Origin of the sequence: Citrobacter sp. JUb117 (assembly GCF_024809055.1) — a bacterium.
In the GTDB taxonomy this organism is placed as follows: Bacteria; Pseudomonadota; Gammaproteobacteria; order Enterobacterales; family Enterobacteriaceae; genus Citrobacter; species Citrobacter gillenii.
In genome coordinates this window covers 99,532-122,594 of sequence record NZ_JANUFB010000010.1, presented here as the reverse complement: position 1 = coordinate 122,594, position 23,063 = coordinate 99,532, and the positions used below count along the sequence as shown (strand labels likewise).

The window sequence follows — 23,063 nt, the reverse complement described above, 5'->3', positions numbered from 1 at the left end:
CCATGATGAATGTTGCTGTCGATGACAGGTTGTAACGAAGGGAGAAGGGCATGGCGAGCGTACAGCTGCGAAATGTAACGAAAGCCTGGGGTGACGTGGTGGTATCGAAGGATATCAATCTCGACATTCACGAAGGAGAGTTCGTGGTATTTGTCGGACCGTCAGGCTGCGGTAAGTCGACCTTGCTGCGTATGATCGCCGGGCTGGAAACCATCACCAGCGGCGACCTGTTTATCGGGGACACCCGAATGAACGACATCCCGCCCGCCGAACGCGGCGTGGGTATGGTCTTCCAGTCCTACGCGCTGTATCCCCATTTATCCGTCGCCGAGAATATGTCTTTCGGTCTCAAACTAGCCGGTGCCAAAAAAGACGTCATGAACCAGCGGGTGAATCAGGTCGCTGAAGTCCTGCAGCTGGCGCACCTGCTTGAGCGTAAGCCAAAAGCACTCTCTGGCGGTCAGCGTCAACGCGTGGCGATTGGCCGTACGCTGGTGGCTGAACCGCGCGTGTTTCTGCTCGATGAACCGCTTTCTAACCTGGATGCGGCACTGCGTGTGCAGATGCGTATTGAAATCTCCCGCCTGCATAAACGTCTGGGCCGCACGATGATTTACGTCACCCACGATCAGGTCGAAGCGATGACGCTGGCCGACAAAATCGTGGTGCTGGATGCGGGCCGCGTCGCGCAAGTCGGCAAGCCGCTGGAGCTGTATCACTACCCAGCCGACCGCTTTGTGGCGGGCTTTATTGGTTCACCGAAGATGAACTTCCTGCCGGTGAAAGTCACCGCAACCGCAATCGACCAAGTGCAGGTTGAATTACCTAACCGCCAGCAAATCTGGCTACCGGTAGAAAGCCGTGCCGTGCAGGTTGGCGCCAACATGTCCTTAGGTATTCGCCCGGAACATCTGCTGCCCAGCGATATCGCTGACGTCACCCTCGAAGGTGAAGTTCAGGTGGTCGAGCAGTTGGGCCACGAAACGCAAATTCATATCCAGATCCCCGCCATCCGTCAAAACCTGGTGTACCGCCAGAATGACGTGGTGTTGGTAGAAGAGGGTGCCACATTCGCTATCGGCCTGCCGCCAGAGCGTTGCCATCTGTTCCGTGAAGATGGCACTGCATGTCGTCGGTTGCATCAAGAGCCGGGCGTTTAAGGTGTCCCATTAAAAAAAAGCGCAAATCCGTCAAGGTGAAGCGTTCAAAGAAAAGCAATGATCTCAGGAGATAGAATGATGATTACTCTGCGCAAACTCCCTCTGGCGGTTGCTGTAGCAGCAGGCATTATGTCTGTTCAGGCAATGGCCGTGGATTTCCATGGTTATGCTCGTTCCGGTATCGGCTGGACGGGTAGTGGCGGCGAACAACAGTGTTTCCAGGCAACCGGTGCACAAAGTAAATACCGTCTCGGTAACGAATGTGAAACCTATGCGGAAATTAAACTGGGTCAGGAAGTGTGGAAAGAGGGCGATAAGAGCTTCTACTTCGACACCAACGTCGCCTACTCCGTCGCACAGCAGAATGACTGGGAAGGAACTGACCCGGCATTCCGTGAAGCAAACGTGCAGGGTAAAAACCTGATTGAATGGCTGCCAGGTTCCACCATTTGGGCCGGTAAGCGCTTCTACCAGCGTCATGATGTGCACATGATCGACTTCTACTACTGGGATATTTCAGGTCCTGGTGCCGGTATTGAAAACATCGATCTGGGCTTCGGTAAACTGGCGCTGGCAGCGACCCGTTCTCAGGAAGCGGGCGGCTCTTACGCGTTCAGCAGCCAGAATATTTATGATCGTACCAAAGACACCGCCAACGACGTGTTCGACGTGCGTTTAGCGCAAATGGCGATTAACCCGGACGGTATGCTGGAACTGGGTGTGGACTACGGTCGTGCTAACACCACCGACGACTACAGCCTGGCAGATGGCGCATCAAAAGATGGCTGGATGTTCACCGCTGAACATACTCAGAGCATGCTGAAAGGCTATAACAAGTTTGTTGTTCAGTATGCGACAGACTCCATGACCACGCAGGGTAAAGGCCTGAACCAGGGCTCTTACGGTTCTTCTACCCGCTCAGTTACCAATCCAGACGGTTCTACGACAAACTTCGCCAATAACGTGGTGAATAACAACGGTAGCCTGTTCCGCGTGCTGGACCACGGTGCTATCTCGCTGGGCGACAAATGGGACCTGATGTACGTCGGTATGTACCAGAACCTCGACATGGATAACGACCTGGGTACCGAATGGTACACCGTGGGTATCCGTCCGATGTACAAATGGACGCCGATCATGAGCACCCTGCTGGAAGTGGGCTATGACAACGTGAAATCGCAGCAGACCAGCGATCGCAACAGCCAGTACAAAGTCACCCTGGCGCAACAATGGCAGGCGGGCGACAGCATCTGGTCTCGTCCGGCAATCCGCGTCTTCGCAACCTATGCCAAATGGGATGAAGAGTGGGGCTACGTGAAAAATGGTAACGACGTTACCAAATTCGCGGCAGCAACCAACTCCGGTCTCAGCACCACCAGCCGTGGCGACAGCGACGAGTGGTCCTTCGGTGCCCAGATGGAAATCTGGTGGTAATCCAGCATTAACCTGACGTAAAGACCGAAAGAGGGGCGTAAGCCCCTCTTACTTAAGGTTTAGCGCGCTATTGCCTGGCCACCGCTGAACCCATGCTATCTGAGGTGATAACAATGAAAATGAAGAAAAGTCTCGTTGCCCTTTGTTTATCTGCAGGGTTATTTGCCAGTGCGCCCGGCATCAGCCTGGCCGATGTGAATTTTGTGCCACAGAACACCACCGGTGCACCCGCAATCCCCACTGCCGCACTGCAACAATTAGCCTGGACGCCTGTTGATCAATCTAAGGTTCAGTCCACACAGCTTGCGACCGCCGGTCAGCGTCTGGACGTAGCGGGAATTAGCGGTCCGGTTGCCGCCTATAGCGTACCGGCCAATATTGGTGAGCTGACACTGACGCTCTCCAGTGAAGTGAACAAACAAACCAGCGTATTTGCGCCAAACGTCCTGATTCTTGATCAGAGCATGACGCCATCTGCTTTCTTCCCCAGCAGCTATTTCACCTATCAGGAGCCCGGCGTGATGAGCGCGGATCGCCTGGAAGGGGTCATGCGCCTGACGCCAGCGCTGGGCCAGCAGAAGCTCTATGTTCTGGTCTTCACCACCGAGAAAGATCTCCAGCAGACCACGACTCTGCTTGACCCGGCAAAAGCCTATGCCAAGGGCGTGGGTAACGCCGTGCCGGATATCCCGGATCCGATCGCCCGTCATACCACAGATGGCTTGCTGAAACTAAAAGTCAAAACCAGCTCCTCCTCCAGCGTGCTGGTCGGGCCGCTGTTTGGCTCATCCGGTCCGGGACCGGTGACGGTGGGCAATACTGCCGCACCAGCAGCGGCCTATGCGGCTCCGGCTGCGGTGGCAGCTGCCCCGGTCGCCGCACCAGCCCCGCAGAAAAGCGAGCCGATGCTGAACGACACGGAAAGCTATTTTAACCAGGCGATTAAGGAAGCTGTGGCCAAAGGCGATGTCGATAAAGCGCTGAAGCTGCTTGATGAAGCTGAACGTCTGGGATCCAAATCTGCCCGTTCCACCTTTATCAGCAGTGTAAAAGGCAAGGGGTAACCGTCTCCCCACATTGCTGATTTTGCAACAACTGGTGCGTCTCCTGGCGCACCTTTTTTTATCCTTCCATGCTACTTGTTACGCTTGTGTTGCTCCGCCGATCACTTAATCATGTTTGCTCACCCCGTAATGCCTTTTCTGCGATACAATGCCTGAACGTGATAAATCGGAGAGTAAGGCATGCCACACCCTGCGTTAACGCAACTGCGTGCGCTGCGTTATTTTGATGCGATCCCGACGCTGGACCCCCAACTGCTTGACTGGTTGTTACTGGAAGACTCCATGACCCAACGTTTTGAGCAGCAGGGAAAGCAGGTCAGCGTAACGTTGATACGAGAAGGATTTGTTGGGCAAAATGAGGTGGCCGAAGAACTGACGCTACTGCCGACAGAATCCCGCTATTGGTTACGTGAAATCCTGCTCTGCGCGGATGGTGAACCCTGGCTTGCCGGGCGCACCGTGGTGCCGGAATCGACATTGTGTGGCCCTGAACTGGCCTTGCAAAATCTGGGGAAAACCCCGCTCGGGCGCTACCTGTTTACGTCATCGACATTGACCCGAGATTTTATTGAGATTGGCCGCGATGCAGAGCTGTGGGGGCGTCGTTCCCGCCTGCGGCTGAGCGGTAAGCCACTGATGCTTACCGAGCTTTTTTTACCTGCATCGCCGTTGTACTGAGAGGAAGATAAAGATGGAGTGGAGTCTGACGCAGAATAAGCTGCTGGCGTTTCACCGCTTGATGCGTACGGATAAGCCAATCGGCGCCTTACTGCTGCTCTGGCCAACGCTGTGGGCGTTGTGGGTGGCGACCCCTGGGGTTCCGCAATTGTGGATCCTGGCGGTGTTTGTGGCTGGCGTCTGGTTAATGCGCGCCGCCGGATGCGTGGTGAATGATTACGCTGACCGCAAATTTGACGGTCATGTGAAACGCACCGCGAACCGACCGCTGCCAAGCGGTGCCGTGACGGAGAAAGAAGCCCGCACGTTGTTTGTTGTGCTGGTGCTGCTCGCCTTCCTGCTGGTCCTGACGCTCAACACGATGACCATTTTGTTGTCGATTGCCGCGTTGGCGCTGGCATGGGTTTATCCCTTCATGAAGCGCTATACGCACCTGCCGCAGGTGGTGCTGGGTGCAGCGTTTGGCTGGTCTATCCCGATGGCGTTTGCCGCCGTGAGCGAGTCGGTGCCGCTCAGCTGCTGGTTGATGTTTCTGGCCAATATTCTCTGGGCAGTGGCTTATGACACCCAATATGCGATGGTCGACCGCGATGATGACCTGAAGATTGGCATTAAATCGACCGCTATCCTGTTCGGCCAAAACGACAAACTGATTATTGGTCTTCTGCAAGTGGGCGTACTGGTGCTGATGGCGCTGGTGGGCTGGCTGAACGGACTGGCGCTGGGCTATTACTGGTCTTTGCTGGTGGCAGGGGCGCTGTTTGTGTATCAGCAGAAGCTGATCGTTAACCGCGAGCGGGATGCCTGCTTTAAAGCGTTTATGAATAACAACTACGTGGGCCTGGTGTTGTTCTTAGGCCTTGCGATGAGTTACTGGCATCTTTGAGTTTTAGTCTGCGATAAAATAAAAACCGGTCATTTCGACCGGTTTTTTTATGCTTACTCACCCTGAGTGGCGCTCTCGATGGTCAGACGGACATCCGACGTCACCAGTTCGGCCAGCATCTGGTATATCTTCATCGTCTCTTCCGGCTCGGCATCTCCGGTGTCGCTGATGTAGCCTTCGTCACGCAGGGTCAGCACCAGGGAGCTGAACACCGCTTTATCGAAGAATTCCGGTGCGTTGATACCGTGCAGTACGGAAAGACGTTGAGCGACGGTGCGGCTCTCTTTCTCCAGCGTACCGCGGTTGATCGACGGATTCGCGCTCAGCAGCCAGAAGGTGATGGCGTAGCGCTGCAGAGTCTCACGCGCACCTGCGGCCAGCAGCTGTAGCGTGCGGGAGCGTGCCGGGTTGATTTGCAGCTCATCGTTTTGCAACGTAATCAGACCCTGACGCTGCATTTCTCCAGCCAGTTCGTCGATCACCCCTGTAAGCTCATCGCGCTCCCAGCGCAGGAACAGCTCGGCTTTCAGCATCGGATACAGCGCATCAATATGTTGCTGCAATGCGACGCGTGAAATCCGGCGATGCTGAGTCACAATCGCCGCCATCAGTGACGGCAGTACCAGCATATGCGCAATGTTGTTGCGGTAGTAAGTCATCAATACCGCCTGCTCGCGCGGCAGAATGATGATGTCACCGATGGTATCTTTCTCGACCTCAAACTTGTTCATCTGCAGGGCGTGATCGATAAGCTCACTGGCACTCTGCGTCGGAACCGTTGCATCTGATGCATACGGTACGTTACGCAGCAGGCTGAGGTAGCAATCAAGCTGCTCAGTTAACTGCTCGCGGGTCAGGGAACGCTGGCGGGATGCCAGTAGCGCGGTACAGCACAGGTTCATGGCGTTGGCCGCACCGGCGTTGTTAATGCGCACCATCAGATCGGCGGCAATGTTATTGACCGTCGGCGTCAGCCAGGCAGGGCGAATCGACTCGATAGGATCGATAGACTCACGCCACTCCGGCACGTGCTGGTTGAGGTAGGTCATCAATGGCATCGGTTCGCCAAAGTTGACGTAGCCCTGACCCAGATTACGCAGCTTGCTTAAGCCACGCAGCATCTGCGGCAGGCTCTCTTTCTCTTTTGTCGCGCCACGCAGTTCTTTCGCGTAGGTGCCGACTTCCATCACGTGCTCGTAGCCAATGTAAATCGGCACCAGGGTGATAGGACGCGTACCGCCGCGCAGCATTGCCTGGATGGTCATCGACAGCGTGCCGGTTTTCGGATCCAGCAAACGACCGGTACGTGAGCGGCCACCTTCGACAAAGTACTCAACCGAATAACCGCGGCTGAACAACTCGCCGAGGTATTCGCGGAAGACGGTGGAATAGAGCTTATTGCCCTTGAAGGTACGACGAATAAAGAACGCACCCAGGCGGCGGAAAATCGGGCCAGCCGGCCAGAAGTTCAGGTTGATCCCGGCCGCAATGTGCGGAGGAACCAGCCCCTGGTGATACAGAACGTACGACAGCAGCATGTAATCCATATGGCTGCGGTGGCAGGGGACATAGACAATTTCATGCCCGTCGTGCGCCAATTGGCGAACGCGTTCTGCATTGTGAACGTTAATACCCTGATACAGTCGGTTCCAGGTGAATCCCAGAATACGGTCTGTCAGGCGGATCATCTCGTAGGAGAAGTTGGCGGCGATCTCTTCCATCAGCGCAATGGCATTTTGCTGCGCTTTTTCGTGGGAGATCTTTTTACTGCGGGCTTCATCTTCTACCGCACGGGCGATTGCTTTTGAGGCCAGCAGCTTATTAAACAGATCCTGGCGGGCAGGGAGGCGCGGGCCAACAGCGGCCAAACGCTGACGGGCAAAGTGCATACGCGCCACGCGCGCCAGTTTCTGGGCGATGATTTTATCCGTACCGTGTTCGTCTGCCATGCGGCGCAGAGAGACCGACGGCGAGAAACGGACAAAACTGTCGCGACCGAGCCAGGAAACGGCGAAGAATTTCTGTACGCCGTTCAGCATGCGCAGCGGCGGGTTGACTTCACCTTTTTCGCGGCCAGGCGCGCGGCCAAACATCACCGAAACCGGCACCATCTGCACATCCAGGTCAGGATTGCTGCGATGCAGATCGAGATAGTTATGGAACAGCTTGATGGACTCTTCTTTTGGCGTGTAATAGGTGAACACACGCGGACCGCCGTGAATAAACACGTAGCGCGGCAGTAAAGTCCCGTCTATCTCCAGCGGTTCCAGGGGATCGGGAAGATCGTGCGCCAAACATTGGGCACGTAGCGTCAGCAAGTCTGCTTTTGAGTTGTACGGTAGGACGTACATAATGGGACGAGACGTATCGAGTCCCAACTCCGGGGCAGGTTCTGCCGGAATAGACTTGCTTTTTACCAGGACGCTTAATGGTAAATTCAGTAATTTGTAGTAAATTCGTGGCCAGCCGGACATAAACGATGTAAAGCCTCTGGTTAATAATGCAAATGCGCTGCAAGGATATCAGAAAGTTTAGTGAATTTCTGGTGTATCCCGTCATACTTCGCGCTGCTTTGCCACACCCTGAAACAAACGGGGTAACGTTACAATGACATTGACGCTAATAATGTAAAAAGGTTCTTTTGATGGCCAATAATACCACTGGATTCACCCGAATTATCAAAGCTGCTGGCTACTCGTGGAAAGGTTTTCGCGCCGCATGGATAAATGAAGCGGCATTTCGTCAGGAAAGTGTTGCCGTACTGCTGGGCGTCGCCATCGCCTGCTGGCTGGACGTCGACGCCATTACCCGTGTGTTGTTGATTGGTTCAGTAATGCTGGTGATGATCGTTGAAATCTTAAACAGCGCTATTGAAGCAGTGGTCGACCGTATTGGATCGGAGCATCACGAACTTTCCGGTCGAGCGAAAGATATGGGGTCGGCAGCTGTTCTGCTGTCTATTTTTGTCGCCCTGATCACCTGGGGAATCCTGTTGTGGTCCCATTTTCGATAAGGATTCCACAACTTCATAAATCTCCTGTTTTTTGTGCAGTTTGCGGTTCCAAAATCGCCTTTAGCTGTATATACTCACAGCATAACTGTATATACACCCAGGGGGCGGAATGAAAGCGTTAACGGCCAGGCAGCAAGAGGTGTTTGATCTCATTCGGGATCACATCAGCCAGACAGGTATGCCACCGACGCGTGCGGAGATCGCGCAGCGTTTGGGATTCCGTTCCCCAAACGCGGCTGAAGAACACCTTAAAGCGCTGGCGCGTAAAGGGGTGCTCGAAATCGTCTCTGGTGCATCGCGTGGTATTCGTCTGTTGCATGAAGAAGAGGTAGGATTACCGCTTGTAGGCCGCGTTGCTGCAGGTGAGCCGCTGCTGGCGCAACAGCACATCGAAGGCCACTATCAGGTTGATCCATCCCTGTTCAAACCTAATGCTGATTTCCTGCTGCGCGTCAGCGGTATGTCAATGAAAGACATTGGTATTATGGATGGCGATCTGCTGGCAGTGCATAAGACACAGGACGTGCGTAACGGCCAGGTGGTTGTTGCCCGCATTGATGATGAAGTGACGGTTAAACGCCTGAAAAAACAGGGCAATAAGGTCGAGCTTCTGCCAGAAAACAGCGAGTTCAAACCGATCGTTGTCGACCTGCGTGAGCAGAACTTCACCATTGAAGGACTGGCCGTCGGCGTTATCCGTAACGGTGAATGGCTGTAACGGTCTGTTGATTTCCTGTAGGCCGGATAAGACGTTTACGTCGTCATCCGGCAACGTGCCCGGTGGCACTCTGTTTACCGGGCCTGTACGACTTTTTCCAGTATCTCTAACGTCTTCTCAGGCTCTCCTGTATGCCTTTTTTTACCTCCTCTGATAAAGCACTCTGGCACCTTGCCCTGCCAATGATTTTCTCCAATATCACCGTTCCCCTGCTGGGACTGGTGGACACAGCTGTGATTGGTCATCTGGATAGCCCGGTCTATTTGGGTGGTGTCGCCGTGGGGGCGACGGCAACCAGTTTTCTCTTTATGCTGCTGCTCTTTCTACGCATGAGTACCACCGGGCTGACGGCTCAGGCATTTGGCGCAAAAAATCCGCAGGCGTTGGCCCGAGCACTGGTGCAGCCGCTGATTCTGGCTTTGGGGGCGGGGGCGGCAATTGCGCTATTTCGTACGCCGATTATCGATCTGGCGTTACACATCGTGGGGGGGAGCGAAGCGGTACTGGAACAGGCCCGGCGCTTCCTTGAAATCCGTTGGCTCAGCGCGCCTGCCTCGCTGGCGAACCTGGTACTGCTCGGCTGGCTGCTGGGCGTTCAGTACGCGCGAGCACCGGTGATCCTGTTGATTGTCGGCAATATCCTCAACATTGTGCTCGATATATGGCTGGTGATGGGGCTGCATATGAACGTGCAGGGTGCCGCGCTGGCGACGGTGATTGCCGAATATGTCACGTTGCTGATTGGCCTGCTGATGGTGCGCAAGGTTCTCCACCTGCGCGGTGTTTCGCTCATGATGCTGAAACAGGCATGGCGCGGAAACTTCCGCCGTCTGATGGCGCTTAACCGCGACATCATGCTGCGTTCGCTGTTGCTGCAGCTGTGTTTTGGTGCGATTACGGTACTCGGGGCGCGTCTCGGGGGCGATATTATTGCGGTCAACGCCGTTCTGATGACCCTGTTGACCTTCACCGCCTATGCGCTGGACGGATTTGCCTATGCCGTGGAAGCGCACTCTGGTCAGGCTTATGGTGCGCGGGATGGCAGTCAACTGTTGGATGTCTGGCGCGCGGCGTGTCGACAGTCGGGCATTGTGGCGCTCCTTTTTTCACTGGTCTATGCCCTGTTTGGCGAGCACATTATTGCGTCGTTGACCTCACTACCGCAGATTCAGCAACTGGCCGATCGTTACCTTATCTGGCAGGTGGTGTTACCACTGGTGGGCGTCTGGTGTTACCTGTTGGACGGCATGTTTATTGGCGCAACGCGTGCTGCGGAAATGCGTAACAGTATGGCCGTTGCCGCTGCGGGATTCGGCTTAACCTTATTCACGTTACCGCTGTTAGGCAACCACGGTTTGTGGCTGGCACTCGCTGTTTTTCTGGCGCTGCGCGGACTCTCGCTGGCTTTTATCTGGCGGCATCACTGGCGAAATGGCACCTGGTTTTCCTGACTCGTATGGTTAAAAATTCCGAATAATAAATAGAACTCAGAATCACTGACTACACTTATTCTCACGTCCAGCAAAAACATAGCGTGTCTGGACGCAGCACTCTCGCTATTCACAACCTAACGATGAGGATTTGATGATGAATAAAGACGAAGTCGGTGGTAACTGGAAGCAGTTGAAAGGTAAAGTGAAAGAGCAATGGGGCAAACTGACCGATGATGATATGACGGTCATTGAAGGTAAGCGTGACCAGCTGGTGGGTAAAGTCCAGGAACGTTACGGTTATGCGAAAGATCAGGCGGAGAAAGAAGTGAAGGATTGGGAAACCCGCAACGACTACCGTTGGTAATTATCCCCTCCCGCCTGAATGTACAAGGATGTACGTTCTCTCGCTTAACGCCCGACCTTCTTTTTTACCTGAATCGTGTGATCATGCTGGCAGTCGCCAGGATGACGGCAGGCTTCAACTTCCACACAGACCTGACACAGTCCATGCGCTTCAATTACGTTATGACGTAGGGCAAAGCCCATTTTGGCCGCCAGCGTATGCATGATGTCTTCCACGCCCTCCGCACACTCTTCTTTCACCACGCCGCAGCGGTCACAAATGAACATCGCGGAGCTGTGGGTGGGCTGATCGAACAAATGGCAAAGCACGTAGCTGTTAGTGGATTCTACCTTGTGGACAAAACCTTGTTCGAGCAGAAAATCGAGCGCACGATAGACGGTAGGCGGTTTAGCCTGTGGTTCAGTTTCCCGTAATAAATCCAGCAGGTCATATGCGCTGATTGCCCCTTCCTGGAGGCTCATCAGGCGCAGCACTTCGAGGCGTTGCGGCGTGAGTCGCACGTTACGTTGCGCACAGAGTTTTTCAGCGTGAGCCAGCAACTCCTGCGTAGGGGTTCTTTCCATTTTTGCGCCTCGATTTGCGTGGAAGGTTAATCCCTTACTTTATCATGTTCTGCATAAAACGCCGAGATCAGCCGTGGTGTGCTATACCTGACGCATCGCAATACTGGAAAATATAAAATGAAAAGACCGGATTGTATTCGCCACTGGCGTGAGGTGGAGGGGGCTGATGACGCTACCTATCCCGGAAGCGATGAGCTGTTTTCTATCGGCGCACCGCTTGCTCGTAAACTGGGCTTGGGTCGCCTCGGCATTCACCATGAACGCCTGCCTCCGGGCCGTCGCACCTCGTACCCTCACGCCGAAAGCGACGAAGAAGAGTTTATCTACGTGCTGGAAGGGTATCCGGAGGCCTGGATTAACGGCTATTTATGGAAGCTGGAACCGGGGGATAGCGTCGGATTTCCAGCGGGAACCGGCGTGTGTCACACCTTTATCAATAACACCAGTGAAGAGGTGCGACTGCTGGTCGTCGGCGAGGCAAATAAAAAATTCAATCGTATCTATTACCCACTGAATCCGGTGTATGCGGCCACGCGCGAGGATCGCTGGGTTGACCATCCACCACAGTTTTTTGGTTCCCACGACGGTAAACCCGGATCGAAATAGCATGAGGGGGGGCGTGACGATGTGGCTCACTATCGTCGCGGTCTATGCTATAGTGGCGCCCCTTTTTTAACCGGATGCTTAATTATTCGCCATGCTGCCTGAATCTCAGTCCACCGCTTTCCCTGCACATCGTTTTTCTATCGCGCCGATGCTCGACTGGACGGACAGACACTGCCGCTACTTTTTGCGCTTACTGTCCAGCCAGACGCTGCTCTATACGGAGATGGTAACCACCGGGGCAATCATTCATGGTAAAGGCGACTATCTGGCGTATAGCGACGAAGAGCATCCGATAGCCTTACAGCTTGGTGGTAGCGACCCAGCCGCGTTGGCACAGTGTGCGAAGCTGGCGGAAGCGCGGGGCTATGACGAGATAAACCTCAACGTGGGCTGTCCCTCTGATCGCGTACAAAACGGGATGTTTGGTGCCTGCCTGATGGGCAATGCGCAGCTGGTTGCCGACTGCATCAAGGCGATGCGCGATGTGGTATCGATTCCGGTGACGGTCAAAACCCGTATTGGCATTGATGACCAGGACAGCTACGAATTTCTGTGTGATTTCATCAACACGGTCTCCGGCAAAGGAGAATGTGAGATGTTTATCATTCATGCGCGCAAGGCCTGGTTGTCCGGGCTGAGCCCGAAAGAAAACCGTGAAATCCCACCGCTGGATTACGCCCGCGTGTACCAGCTGAAGCGTGATTTCCCGCAGTTGACCATGTCGATCAACGGCGGCATTAAATCGCTGGAAGAAGCGAAAGCGCACCTTGAACATATGGATGGCGTGATGGTGGGACGTGAAGCCTATCAGAACCCCGGTATTCTGGCATCCGTGGATCGCGAAATTTTCGGTTCAACGGGTGCTGACGTGGACCCTGTTGCCGTGGTGCGCGCCATGTACCCGTATATTGAACGGGAACTGAGCCAGGGAACGTATCTGGGACATATTACCCGCCATATGCTGGGGCTGTTCCAGGGCATTCCGGGCGCGCGTCAGTGGCGTCGTTACCTGAGCGAAAATGCGCACAAAGCCGGTGCGGATATCAACGTGCTGGAACATGCGTTGAAGCTGGTAGCAGACAAACGTTAATTGTTCACCAAAAGTTAGTCAATTTCACCACGCCCTGCGCACTGTCGCGGGGCGTTTTCTTTATAAATCAATCAATTAATTCTGGCATGATTTTTGTAATGGTTTAAGCAGAAATTCATTATGGGAGAGCATCATGCTGGAACTACTTTTTGTGATTGGCTTTTTTGTCATGCTGATGGTCACCGGCGTGTCGCTGCTGGGGATTCTGGCTGCGCTGATGGTGGCGACCGCCGTGATGTTCCTCGGCGGGATGTTTGCGCTGATGATTAAACTGCTGCCATGGCTGTTATTGGCTGTCGCCGTGGTGTGGGTTATCAAGGCCATAAAAGCGCCAAAAGTCCCGCACTATCAGCGCAATAACCGTCGATTTTACTAAGGTATTGAGCGGTACATCACAACCTGCAACATTGCCTTTAGAACCAAATAGGAATTGATTATTAAATCTGTCACTATTGCGCGGTTAACGAATTCATCGAGCTGTACCCTACATACAGCCGAACTAAAAAAGAAAGGGCTTCCTACGGGAAGCCCTAATTCTTTTCTTCCCCGTCATAATTCAAACCGCAGGCGTATTGGCTGCTTGAATTATTTAAGGGAGAAGTTTCACGGGATCAGCAAACTCGACCCCTGCGTGGCCCGGCTTTCCAGTACTTCATGCGCCCGCTGGGCATCTTTTAACGCAAACGTCTGACCTTGCGCGATATCGACTTTAATCACGCCGCTGGCAATCAGTGAAAATAGCTCATTACTGGCTTCGGTCAATTCATGGCGGTTGGTGATGTAACCCTGCAGAGAAGGGCGTGTGGCGTACAGCGAGCCTTTCTGGTTCAGAATGCCTAAGTTAACGCCGGTCACCGGCCCGGAAGAATTACCAAAACTCACCATCAATCCCCGGCGTTGCAGGCAGTCCAGCGAGGCTTCCCAGGTGTCTTTACCCACCGAGTCATAAACTACCCGGACTTTTTTACCGCCCGTAATTTCTTTAACCCGCTCGACAATGCTCTCTTCGCGATAGTTAATCACCTGCCATGCGCCGGCCTGTAATGCAATTTGCGCCTTTTGCGCAGTGCCGACGGTACCAATTAGCTTCGCCCCCAATGCTTTTGCCCACTGGCAGGCAATCAAACCAACGCCGCCTGCGGCGGCATGGAACAGAAACGGCTCGTCAGGCTGGATTTCATAGGTTTTACGCAACAGATAGAAAACGGTTAACCCTTTCAGGTAGGACGCGGCAGCCTGCTCAAACGAGATGGCATCAGGTAAAATGGCGGCTTTATCGGCGGGGACATTATGTACGGAGCTGTAGGCGCCGAGCATTGACTGGGCGTAGACCACGCGATCGCCAACGCTGATGTGGGTTACTTTGCTACCGACTTTGCTGACCACGCCGGCCGCTTCGGTACCGAGTCCGCTGGGCAGAGAAGGGGGCGGATACAGTCCGCTGCGGATGTAGGTATCGATATAATTGATGCCAATCGCTTTGTTTTCGACCTGGATTTCATGCTCGGCCGGATCAACGGGCGTAAAGTCCACAGCCTTCAGTACGTCAGGGCCGCCGTGCTTGTGAAATTCAATACGTGTTGCCATGCTTCCTCCAGAAATGTGGTAATCTTTCGACCCAATCATTATCTCGGTAACTCCATTCACTATGGCAGGAAATAAACCCTTCAACAAACAACAGACTGATGCTCGTGACCGCGATCTGCAGGTCGCCGGGCTGAAAGTACCGCCGCACTCGATTGAAGCGGAACAGTCGGTGTTGGGCGGTTTAATGCTGGATAACGAACGCTGGGACGATGTTGCCGAGCGTGTCGTCGCGGAGGATTTTTACACCCGACCGCACCGGCATATCTTCACCGAAATGCATCGTTTGCAGGAGATGGGCAAACCCATCGATCTGATAACCCTGGCCGAGTCGCTGGAAGTGCAGGGGCAACTCGACAGCGTCGGCGGTTTTGCCTATCTGGCTGAGTTATCTAAAAATACGCCAAGTGCGGCGAACATAAGCGCCTATGCGGATATCGTCCGCGAACGCGCCGTCGTGCGCGACATGATTTCGGTAGCCCATGAAATCGCGGAGGCCGGATTTGATCCGCAAGGGCGTTCCAGTGAAGATTTGCTGGATCTCGCGGAATCCCGCGTTTTTAAAATCGCCGAAAGCCGCGCCAATAAAGACGAAGGCCCGAAAAATATTACCGAGGTGCTCGACGCCACCGTCGCGCGCATCGAACAGCTGTTCCAGCAGCCGCATGACGGCGTCACCGGGGTGAATACCGGCTACGACGACCTCAACAAAAAGACTGCCGGTCTACAGCCGTCGGACCTGATTATCGTCGCCGCGCGTCCGTCGATGGGTAAAACGACGTTTGCAATGAACCTCGTCGAAAATGCGGCGATGTTGCAGGATAAGCCGGTACTTATCTTCAGTCTTGAAATGCCCTCCGAACAGATCATGATGCGTTGTCTGGCATCGCTGTCGCGCGTAGACCAGACTAAAATCCGTACCGGTCAGTTGGATGACGAAGACTGGGCGCGAATTTCCGGCACCATGGGGATCTTACTGGAGAAACGAAACATCTACATTGATGACTCCTCCGGCCTGACGCCCACGGAAGTGCGTTCGCGCGCACGCCGTATCGCCCGTGAACACGGCGGTATCGGACTGATTATGATCGACTACCTGCAGCTGATGCGGGTGCCGTCGCTCTCCGACAACCGTACGCTGGAAATTGCTGAAATTTCGCGCTCGCTGAAATCATTAGCAAAAGAACTGCATGTGCCGGTGGTGGCGCTGTCGCAGCTTAACCGCTCTCTGGAACAACGCGCCGACAAGCGTCCGGTCAACTCGGATCTCCGTGAATCGGGGTCTATCGAGCAGGATGCCGACTTAATCATGTTTATTTATCGTGACGAGGTTTATCACGAAAACAGCGACTTAAAAGGCATCGCGGAAATTATTATTGGTAAGCAACGTAACGGCCCAATCGGTACGGTGCGCCTGACGTTTAACGGCCAGTGGTCACGCTTCGATAATTATGCCGGACCACAGTATGACGATGAGTAACGCTCCGTCGTCCATTTATTAAGGAATTCAAATGCAAGCGGCAACTGTTGTCATTAACCGCCGCGCTCTGCGACACAACCTGCAACGTCTGCGTGAACTGGCACCTGCCAGTAAACTGGTTGCGGTGGTGAAAGCGAACGCTTACGGCCATGGTCTGTTAGAGACCGCGCGAACGCTCCCTGATGCGGACGCTTTTGGTGTCGCTCGTCTTGAAGAAGCTCTGCGACTGCGCGCGGGTGGGATCACGCAACCCATCCTGCTATTGGAGGGTTTTTTCGATGCCTCCGATCTGCCGACCATCTCCGCACAGCGGCTGCATACTGCCGTGCACAATGAGGAGCAGCTTGCGGCGCTGGAAGCGGCTGAACTGGCGGAACCCGTCACCGTCTGGATGAAGCTCGACACCGGGATGCACCGTCTTGGCGTACGTCCGGAGCAGGCTGAGGCGTTTTATCAACGCTTGACCCACTGTAAAAACGTGCGTCAGCCGGTCAACATCGTCAGCCACTTTGCCCGTGCAGACGAACCCGAATGCGGCGCGACGGAAAAGCAGCTCGATATCTTCAATCGTTTTTGTGAAGGCAAGCCGGGACAGCGTTCTATTGCCGCATCTGGCGGTATCCTGCTGTGGCCGCAGTCCCATTTCGACTGGGCGCGTCCGGGGCTAATTCTGTATGGCGTATCGCCGCTGGAGAATCATTCCGCCGGGACTGATTTTGGCTGCCAGCCGGTGATGTCGCTTACCTCCAGCCTGATCGCCGTGCGCGAGCACAAAGCGGGCGAACCTGTTGGCTATGGTGGAACGTGGGAAAGCGCGCGTGACACGCGCCTGGGCGTGGTGGCGATGGGCTATGGCGACGGGTATCCGCGTGCAGCGCCGTCCGGCACGCCGGTACTGGTCAATGGTCGGGAAGTGCCGATTGTTGGTCGTGTGGCAATGGACATGATCTGCGTTGATTTGGGACCAGAAGCGCAGGAAAAAGCCGGCGATCCGGTGATTCTGTGGGGCGATGGTCTGCCCGTTGAACGCATTGCTGAAATAACGAAAGTAAGTGCTTACGAACTTATCACGCGCCTGACATCAAGGGTAGCGATGAAGTACGTGGACTGAATCTGGCTGTCTGCCGGATAAAGCGGTTCTGCCGCCATCCGGCAATAATCCTCTCAACATCCTCTCGATCTTCTCCCGCTTCCGGTTTATTGTGTTCTTATCCCCTGCCTGTAAACCTGGAGAACCACCACGTGTTTCAAAAAGTTGACGCCTACGCCGGCGACCCGATTTTATCGCTCATGGAGCGCTTCAAGGAAGATTCACGTCGTGACAAAGTGAATCTCAGCATCGGTCTGTATTACAACGAAGACGGGATAATCCCTCAGCTTAACGCCGTAAGCGAAGCGGAAGCCCGGCTCAATGCTCAGCCGCAGGGTGCGTCGCTGTATTTACCGATGGAAGGCCTGAACAGCTATCGCCACACCATTGCGCCACTACTGTTTGGTGCAGAACACCCGGTTCTTCAGCAGCAGCGCGTGGCGACGATTCAGACGCTGGGAGGATCAGGTGCGCTAAAAGTAGGTGCGGATTTTCTGAAGCGTTACTTCCCTGATTCTGGCGTCTGGGTCAGCGATCCGACATGGGAAAACCACATCGCGATTTTTGAAGGGGCTGGATTCGAAGTAAGTACTTACCCCTGGTATGACAACACGACTAACGGCGTGCGCGTCAACGACCTGCTGGCAACCTTGAACACCTTACCGGCTCGCAGCATTGTACTGTTGCATCCGTGCTGCCATAACCCGACCGGTGCGGACTTGACGCCCGCGCAGTGGGATGCGGTTATCGAGATTCTGCAAGCGCGCGATCTAATCCCTTTCCTTGATATTGCCTATCAGGGATTTGGCGCGGGAATGGAAGACGACGCCTATGCGATCCGCGCCATTGCCAGCGCTGGATTACCTGCCCTGGTCAGCAACTCGTTCTCTAAAATTTTCTCTTTATACGGTGAGCGTGTCGGCGGCCTTTCCGTGGTGTGCGAAGACGCCGAGACTGCGGGTCGCGTGCTGGGGCAGTTAAAAGCCACGGTGCGTCGTAACTACTCCAGCCCACCTAACTTTGGTGCGCAGGTAGTTGCCGCCGTGCTGGGCGATGATGCGCTTAAAGCCAACTGGCTGGCGGAAGTAGAAGCGATGCGTACCCGCATCCTGGCGATGCGTCAGGAATTGGTCAATGTTCTCCATGCCGAGATACCGGGCCGTAACTTTGACTACCTTCTGCAACAGCGCGGTATGTTCAGCTATACCGGGTTGAGCGCCGCCCAGGTCGATCGCCTGCGTGATGAATTCGGGGTTTACCTGATCGCCAGCGGCCGTATGTGCGTCGCCGGGTTGAATCACGGTAACGTCCAGCGTGTGGCAAAAGCGTTTGCTGCTGTCATGTAACCGGATTTGTCATTTCTCGCACAGTGTTGCCGGATGGCGGCGTAAACGCCTTATCCGGCCTACAAAACATTGTATTTTTCGTTTGTAGGCCTGATAAGTGTCGCGCCATCAGGCACGCTTTTTCTGTGTGATCATCCTCTTTTTCTGTAACAAAACGAGAGAAACCCCTTCCTTTCACCTTCCCCAGGGGGTAAGGTCAGATAGTTTTTTGACCAGTTGTTAATAAAAAAATGATAACTAGCTGACTACTTAGGGAAAAATATGCGCAAGATTACGTTGGCACTTAGTGCCGTTTGCTTATTGTTCACGTTAAACCATTCCGCCCAGGCTTTAGTTTCTTCCCCCTCGCAGCTTAATCCAGGCACTAACGTTGCAAAACTCGCTGAGCAGTCTCCGGTTCACTGGGTCTCTGTTGCTCAGATTGAAAACAGCCTGACCGGACGCCCGCCAATGGCCGTCGGATTCGATATTGATGACACCGTTCTTTTTTCCAGCCCGGGTTTCTGGCGTGGCAAAAAAACCTGGTCCCCGGAGAGTGAGGATTACCTGAAGAATCCGGCGTTCTGGGAAAAAATGAACAATGGCTGGGATGAATTTAGTATTCCAAAAGAAGTCGCGCGTCAGTTGATTGATATGCATGTTCGTCGCGGTGACAGCATCTTCTTTGTCACGGGACGTAGCCCGACAAAAACCGAAACCGTGTCTAAAACACTGTCCGATAACTTCCACATTCCATCCGCTAATATGAATCCGGTTATCTTTGCCGGTGATAAAGCCGGGCAGAACACCAAAACGCAGTGGTTACAGGATAAAAACATCCGCATGTTCTACGGCGATTCCGACAATGACATTACCGCCGCGCGCGACGTAGGTATTCGCGGTATTCGCATTTTGCGCGCCTCCAACTCCACCTATAAACCACTGCCGCAGGCCGGGGCATATGGCGAAGAGGTGATTGTAAACTCAGAATACTGAGGGTATAGGTTCTTTATTGGTGATTTTTTAAACAAATTTGCGTTGCTGGCTTTTACCTTTGGCAGAGTTGCTGCACACTGAGTAAAAGATGTTCTCATTAGGCGAGCTGCTGGTAAGGGGAATAAAGATGACGAACTCGGAGTTGCTGCAATACTGCATGGCGAAAACAGGTGCCGAACAGAGCGTGCACAGCGACTGGAAAGCCACGCAAATTAAAGTCGAAGATGTGCTTTTTGCGATGGTAAAAGAGGTGGAAGAACGCCCTGCTGTGTCGCTGAAAACCAGCCCTGAACTGGCCGAGTTATTGCGCCAGCAGCATAGCGATGTCCGGCCAAGCCGACATCTTAATAAGGCGCACTGGAGCACGGTGTACCTGGATGGTTCGCTGCCAGATTCACAAATTTACTATTTGGTGGACGCCTCATATCAACAGGCTATCAAGACGCTGCCAGAAGATAAACGCAGGATGTTGGCGCAGTTCTGAGCCTTTTTGCCGGATGCGGCGTAAGCGCCTTATCTGGCCTACAACCCAATACGTCTATCCTGTAGGCCCGATAGCTTGCGCCATCGGGCATGAGTAACTACAGCAGTGGTTTGAGGAAGCGGGCAGTGTGTGAGGCTTCACACTCTGCAACCGTTTCCGGCGTACCGGCAACCAGGATTTCTCCGCCGCCGCTACCCCCTTCCGGACCGAGATCGACAATCCAGTCGGCCGTTTTAATCACGTCCAGATTATGCTCAATGACCACGATGGTGTTGCCCTGATCCCTGAGCTGGTGCAGCACGTCCAGCAACTGCTGAATATCCGCAAAGTGCAGACCGGTAGTCGGCTCATCGAGGATGTACAGCGTTTGTCCTGTACCGCGTTTTGATAACTCACGCGCCAGCTTCACGCGCTGGGCCTCGCCGCCAGAAAGGGTTGTTGCGGACTGCCCAAGGCGAATATAAGTCAAGCCAACGTCCATCAGCGTTTGCAGTTTACGCGCCAGCGCCGGGACGGCATCAAAGAACTCACGTGCCTCTTCAATGGTCATATCCAGCACTTCGTGGATAGTCTTGCCCTTGTACTTGATCTCCAACGTTTCGCGGTTATAGCGCTTGCCTTTGCACTGGTCACACGGCACGTAGATATCCGGCAGGAAGTGCATCTCAACTTTGATTACGCCGTCGCCCTGACAGGCTTCACAACGTCCACCGCGCACGTTAAAGCTAAAGCGCCCCGGCGTGTAGCCGCGCGCGCGTGATTCCGGCACGCCAGCAAACAGTTCGCGGACGGGTGTAAATACGCCGGTATAGGTTGCCGGGTTGGAACGTGGCGTACGACCAATGGGGCTCTGGTCGATGTCGATAACTTTATCGAAATGCTCCAGCCCCTGAATGTCGCGATAAGGTGCAGGTTCAGCCAGCGTGGCGCCGTTGAGCTGGGTCTGAGCAATCGGGAACAGCGTGTCGTTTATCAGCGTTGATTTACCGGAACCGGATACGCCGGTAATACAGGTAAACAGGCCAACCGGCAGCGTCAGGGTGACATCTTTCAGGTTGTTGCCGCGCGCACCGGTGAGCTTCAGCACTTTTTCCGGGTTAGCGGGCACGCGTTGTTTCGGCACTTCAATCTTGCGCTTGCCGCTCATATACTGGCCGGTCAGTGACTCAGGCACTGCCATAATGTCATTGAGCGTACCTTCCGCCACCACCTGTCCACCGTGGACGCCCGCGCCTGGACCGATATCGATCACATGGTCAGCGGCGCGAATTGCATCTTCATCGTGCTCAACCACAATCACGGTATTACCCAGATTGCGCAGATGGATAAGCGTACCCAGCAGGCGTTCGTTATCGCGCTGGTGCAGACCGATGGACGGTTCATCCAGCACGTACATTACGCCGACCAGGCCCGCACCGATCTGGCTTGCCAGACGGATACGCTGGGCTTCGCCGCCGGAGAGCGTTTCGGCCGAACGCGACAGCGTCAGGTAGTTCAGACCGACGTTAACCAGGAACTTGAGGCGGTCGCCAATCTCTTTAAGGATTTTCTCCGCAATCTTCGCCCGTTGACCGGCAAGTTTGAGATTGTTGAAGAAATCCATCGCATGACCGATGCTCATGTCAGAAATAGTAGGCAGCGGTGTGTTCTCAACAAACACGTGGCGCGCTTCACGACGCAGGCGCGTGCCTTCACAGCTGGCGCACGGTCGGTTGCTGATGAACTTAGATAATTCTTCGCGTACCGCGCTGGATTCCGTCTCTTTATAACGGCGCTCCATATTGTGCAGCACACCTTCAAACGGGTGACGACGTACGGAAGTATCACCGCGGTCGTTCATATATTTGAATTCGATATTCTCTTTGCCGGAACCGTACAGCACCACTTTGTGAACCGTTGGGTTCAGGCTGGCCCATGGGGCTTCTATGTCGAACTTATAATGCTCTGCCAGTGACTTAAGCATCTGGAAGTAATAGAAGTTACGGCGATCCCAGCCACGGATCGCGCCGCCAGCCAGCGACAGCTCTGGGTTTTGGATCACGCGGTCAGGGTCGAAATACTGCTGCACGCCGAGACCGTCGCAGGTAGGACATGCGCCCGCCGGGTTATTGAACGAGAACAAGCGGGGTTCCAGCTCGCGCATGCTGTAGCCGCAAATCGGGCAGGCAAAGTTGGCGGAGAAGAGCAGCTCCTCCGCTTTCGGGTTGTCCATATCGGCAACCACCGCCGTGCCACCGGAGAGATCCAGCGCGGTTTCAAAAGACTCCGCCAGACGCTGTGACAGGTCGTCACGGACTTTAAAGCGGTCGATGACCACTTCAATGGTATGTTTCTTTTGCAGCTCCAGCTTTGGTGGATCGGACAGGTCACACACTTCACCGTCAATACGGGCGCGGATATAACCCTGGCTTGCCAGATTCTCCAGCGTTTTCGTGTGTTCGCCTTTGCGCTCTTTGATGATCGGTGCCAGCAGCATCAGGCGCTTGCCTTCCGGTTGTGACAGCACGTTGTCCACCATCTGGCTAACGGTCTGCGCTGCCAGCGGTACGTCGTGATCCGGACAGCGCGGCTCACCGACGCGGGCAAACAGCAGGCGCAGGTAGTCGTGAATTTCGGTAATGGTGCCTACCGTGGATCGCGGGTTATGGGATGTCGATTTTTGTTCAATTGAGATGGCTGGCGACAGCCCCTCAATGTGGTCGACATCCGGTTTTTCCATCAGCGACAGGAACTGACGCGCATACGCGGAAAGCGATTCAACGTAACGACGCTGCCCTTCGGCATACAAGGTGTCGAAAGCCAGCGAGGATTTGCCTGAGCCCGAAAGCCCGGTGACGACAATCAGCTTGTCGCGCGGGATGACGAGGTTGATGTTTTTGAGATTATGGGTGCGGGCGCCCCGAACTTCGATCTTATCCATTCATCTTTCCCGGATTAAACGCTTTTTTGCCTGGCTGCATGGTGCTACCGGCGATCACAAACGGTTAATTATGACACAACCTGACCTGAATGGATATACAGTATTGGAATGCAAAACGCAGGTGTCTGTGTAACAATGTCTGGCTGAGGTTGTTTACTGGAATCCACCTCTCAAC

The 23,063-nt window shown here is 54.3% G+C and carries 21 protein-coding genes; 17 read left to right on the top strand and 4 right to left on the bottom strand.

Annotation, left to right across the window (positions count from 1 at the left end; all coding sequences use genetic code 11):
- The first annotated feature begins 50 nt into the window (after window positions 1–50).
- The 5 genes from malK (at window position 51) to ubiA (ending at window position 5,222) form a co-directional block, all read left to right on the top strand.
- The gene (gene malK / locus M2374_RS19960; RefSeq protein WP_096758726.1) at window positions 51–1,160 is read left to right on the top strand and encodes a maltose/maltodextrin ABC transporter ATP-binding protein MalK; all 1,110 of its coding nucleotides are present in this window, start codon (window positions 51–53) and stop codon (window positions 1,158–1,160) included.
- 75 nt (window positions 1,161–1,235) lie between these two features.
- Entirely contained in the window at window positions 1,236–2,594 is a 1,359-nt protein-coding gene (locus tag M2374_RS19955) for a maltoporin (RefSeq protein ID WP_181688567.1), read from the top strand.
- A 113-nt stretch (window positions 2,595–2,707) separates the two neighbouring features.
- Window positions 2,708–3,658 (top strand): maltose operon protein MalM, encoded by a 951-nt coding sequence (gene malM / locus M2374_RS19950; protein ID WP_181688566.1) that lies wholly within the window; start codon window positions 2,708–2,710, stop codon window positions 3,656–3,658.
- 180 nt (window positions 3,659–3,838) lie between these two features.
- Window positions 3,839–4,336 carry a chorismate lyase gene (ubiC, locus tag M2374_RS19945; protein WP_096758723.1) on the top strand — a complete coding sequence of 166 codons (498 nt, stop codon included), beginning with the start codon at window positions 3,839–3,841 and terminating at the stop codon, window positions 4,334–4,336.
- Window positions 4,337–4,349: 13 nt separating this feature from the next.
- On the top strand, window positions 4,350–5,222 hold the full coding sequence (ubiA, locus tag M2374_RS19940; RefSeq protein ID WP_096758722.1) for a 4-hydroxybenzoate octaprenyltransferase: 873 nt from the start codon (window positions 4,350–4,352) through the stop codon (window positions 5,220–5,222).
- Between the two features lie 53 nt (window positions 5,223–5,275).
- Here the strand turns inward: ubiA and plsB are convergent, their stop codons facing one another.
- Window positions 5,276–7,696, bottom strand: a complete 2,421-nt coding sequence (plsB, locus tag M2374_RS19935) for a glycerol-3-phosphate 1-O-acyltransferase PlsB (RefSeq protein ID WP_115259706.1) — start codon at window positions 7,694–7,696, stop codon at window positions 5,276–5,278.
- A gap of 170 nt (window positions 7,697–7,866) precedes the next feature.
- Between plsB and M2374_RS19930 the strand changes: the two genes are divergently transcribed.
- The 4 genes from M2374_RS19930 (at window position 7,867) to M2374_RS19915 (ending at window position 10,750) form a co-directional block, all read left to right on the top strand.
- Entirely contained in the window at window positions 7,867–8,235 is a 369-nt protein-coding gene (locus M2374_RS19930; protein ID WP_117343608.1) for a diacylglycerol kinase, read from the top strand.
- Window positions 8,236–8,344: 109 nt separating this feature from the next.
- A complete protein-coding gene (lexA, locus tag M2374_RS19925; RefSeq protein WP_096758720.1) occupies window positions 8,345–8,953 on the top strand; it encodes a transcriptional repressor LexA in 609 nt (202 codons plus the stop codon).
- 131 nt (window positions 8,954–9,084) lie between these two features.
- A complete protein-coding gene (gene dinF / locus M2374_RS19920; RefSeq protein ID WP_181688565.1) occupies window positions 9,085–10,404 on the top strand; it encodes an MATE family efflux transporter DinF in 1,320 nt (439 codons plus the stop codon).
- A gap of 136 nt (window positions 10,405–10,540) precedes the next feature.
- Complete coding sequence (locus M2374_RS19915; RefSeq protein WP_096758718.1) at window positions 10,541–10,750, top strand: CsbD family protein; 210 nt, start codon at window positions 10,541–10,543, stop codon at window positions 10,748–10,750.
- 44 nt (window positions 10,751–10,794) lie between these two features.
- Here M2374_RS19915 and zur read toward each other — a convergent pair whose 3' ends face one another.
- Window positions 10,795–11,313: a zinc uptake transcriptional repressor Zur gene (gene zur / locus M2374_RS19910; protein WP_096758717.1), complete on the bottom strand. Its 519-nt coding sequence runs from the start codon at window positions 11,311–11,313 to the stop codon at window positions 10,795–10,797.
- A 117-nt stretch (window positions 11,314–11,430) separates the two neighbouring features.
- Here zur and M2374_RS19905 point away from each other — a divergent pair, with 117 nt between their 5' ends.
- The 3 genes from M2374_RS19905 to pspG all read left to right on the top strand — a co-directional run bounded on the left by M2374_RS19905 (window position 11,431) and on the right by pspG (window position 13,385).
- Window positions 11,431–11,919, top strand: coding sequence for a cupin domain-containing protein (locus tag M2374_RS19905; protein ID WP_115259704.1), 489 nt, complete (start codon window positions 11,431–11,433; stop codon window positions 11,917–11,919).
- 91 nt (window positions 11,920–12,010) lie between these two features.
- Window positions 12,011–13,009 (top strand): tRNA dihydrouridine(20/20a) synthase DusA, encoded by a 999-nt coding sequence (gene dusA / locus M2374_RS19900; RefSeq protein ID WP_096758715.1) that lies wholly within the window; start codon window positions 12,011–12,013, stop codon window positions 13,007–13,009.
- Between the two features lie 133 nt (window positions 13,010–13,142).
- Window positions 13,143–13,385 carry an envelope stress response protein PspG gene (gene pspG / locus M2374_RS19895; RefSeq protein ID WP_096758714.1) on the top strand — a complete coding sequence of 81 codons (243 nt, stop codon included), beginning with the start codon at window positions 13,143–13,145 and terminating at the stop codon, window positions 13,383–13,385.
- A gap of 227 nt (window positions 13,386–13,612) precedes the next feature.
- Here the strand turns inward: pspG and M2374_RS19890 are convergent, their stop codons facing one another.
- On the bottom strand, window positions 13,613–14,596 hold the full coding sequence (locus M2374_RS19890) for a quinone oxidoreductase (RefSeq protein ID WP_137399210.1): 984 nt from the start codon (window positions 14,594–14,596) through the stop codon (window positions 13,613–13,615).
- A 61-nt stretch (window positions 14,597–14,657) separates the two neighbouring features.
- Between M2374_RS19890 and dnaB the strand changes: the two genes are divergently transcribed.
- From dnaB to M2374_RS19865, 5 genes are all read left to right on the top strand, one after another.
- The gene (gene dnaB, locus M2374_RS19885; RefSeq protein WP_096758712.1) at window positions 14,658–16,073 is read left to right on the top strand and encodes a replicative DNA helicase; all 1,416 of its coding nucleotides are present in this window, start codon (window positions 14,658–14,660) and stop codon (window positions 16,071–16,073) included.
- A 31-nt stretch (window positions 16,074–16,104) separates the two neighbouring features.
- Window positions 16,105–17,184 (top strand): alanine racemase, encoded by a 1,080-nt coding sequence (gene alr, locus M2374_RS19880; RefSeq protein ID WP_115259702.1) that lies wholly within the window; start codon window positions 16,105–16,107, stop codon window positions 17,182–17,184.
- 131 nt (window positions 17,185–17,315) lie between these two features.
- Entirely contained in the window at window positions 17,316–18,509 is a 1,194-nt protein-coding gene (gene tyrB, locus M2374_RS19875) for an aromatic amino acid transaminase (protein ID WP_117343605.1), read from the top strand.
- Window positions 18,510–18,770: 261 nt separating this feature from the next.
- The gene (gene aphA / locus M2374_RS19870) at window positions 18,771–19,484 is read left to right on the top strand and encodes an acid phosphatase AphA (RefSeq protein WP_117343604.1); all 714 of its coding nucleotides are present in this window, start codon (window positions 18,771–18,773) and stop codon (window positions 19,482–19,484) included.
- Window positions 19,485–19,611: 127 nt separating this feature from the next.
- A complete protein-coding gene (locus tag M2374_RS19865) occupies window positions 19,612–19,968 on the top strand; it encodes an MmcQ/YjbR family DNA-binding protein (RefSeq protein ID WP_096758708.1) in 357 nt (118 codons plus the stop codon).
- A gap of 97 nt (window positions 19,969–20,065) precedes the next feature.
- On the opposite strand, the gene uvrA is transcribed toward M2374_RS19865, so the two are convergent.
- A complete protein-coding gene (uvrA, locus tag M2374_RS19860; protein ID WP_096758707.1) occupies window positions 20,066–22,888 on the bottom strand; it encodes an excinuclease ABC subunit UvrA in 2,823 nt (940 codons plus the stop codon).
- Window positions 22,889–23,063 lie beyond the last annotated feature (175 nt).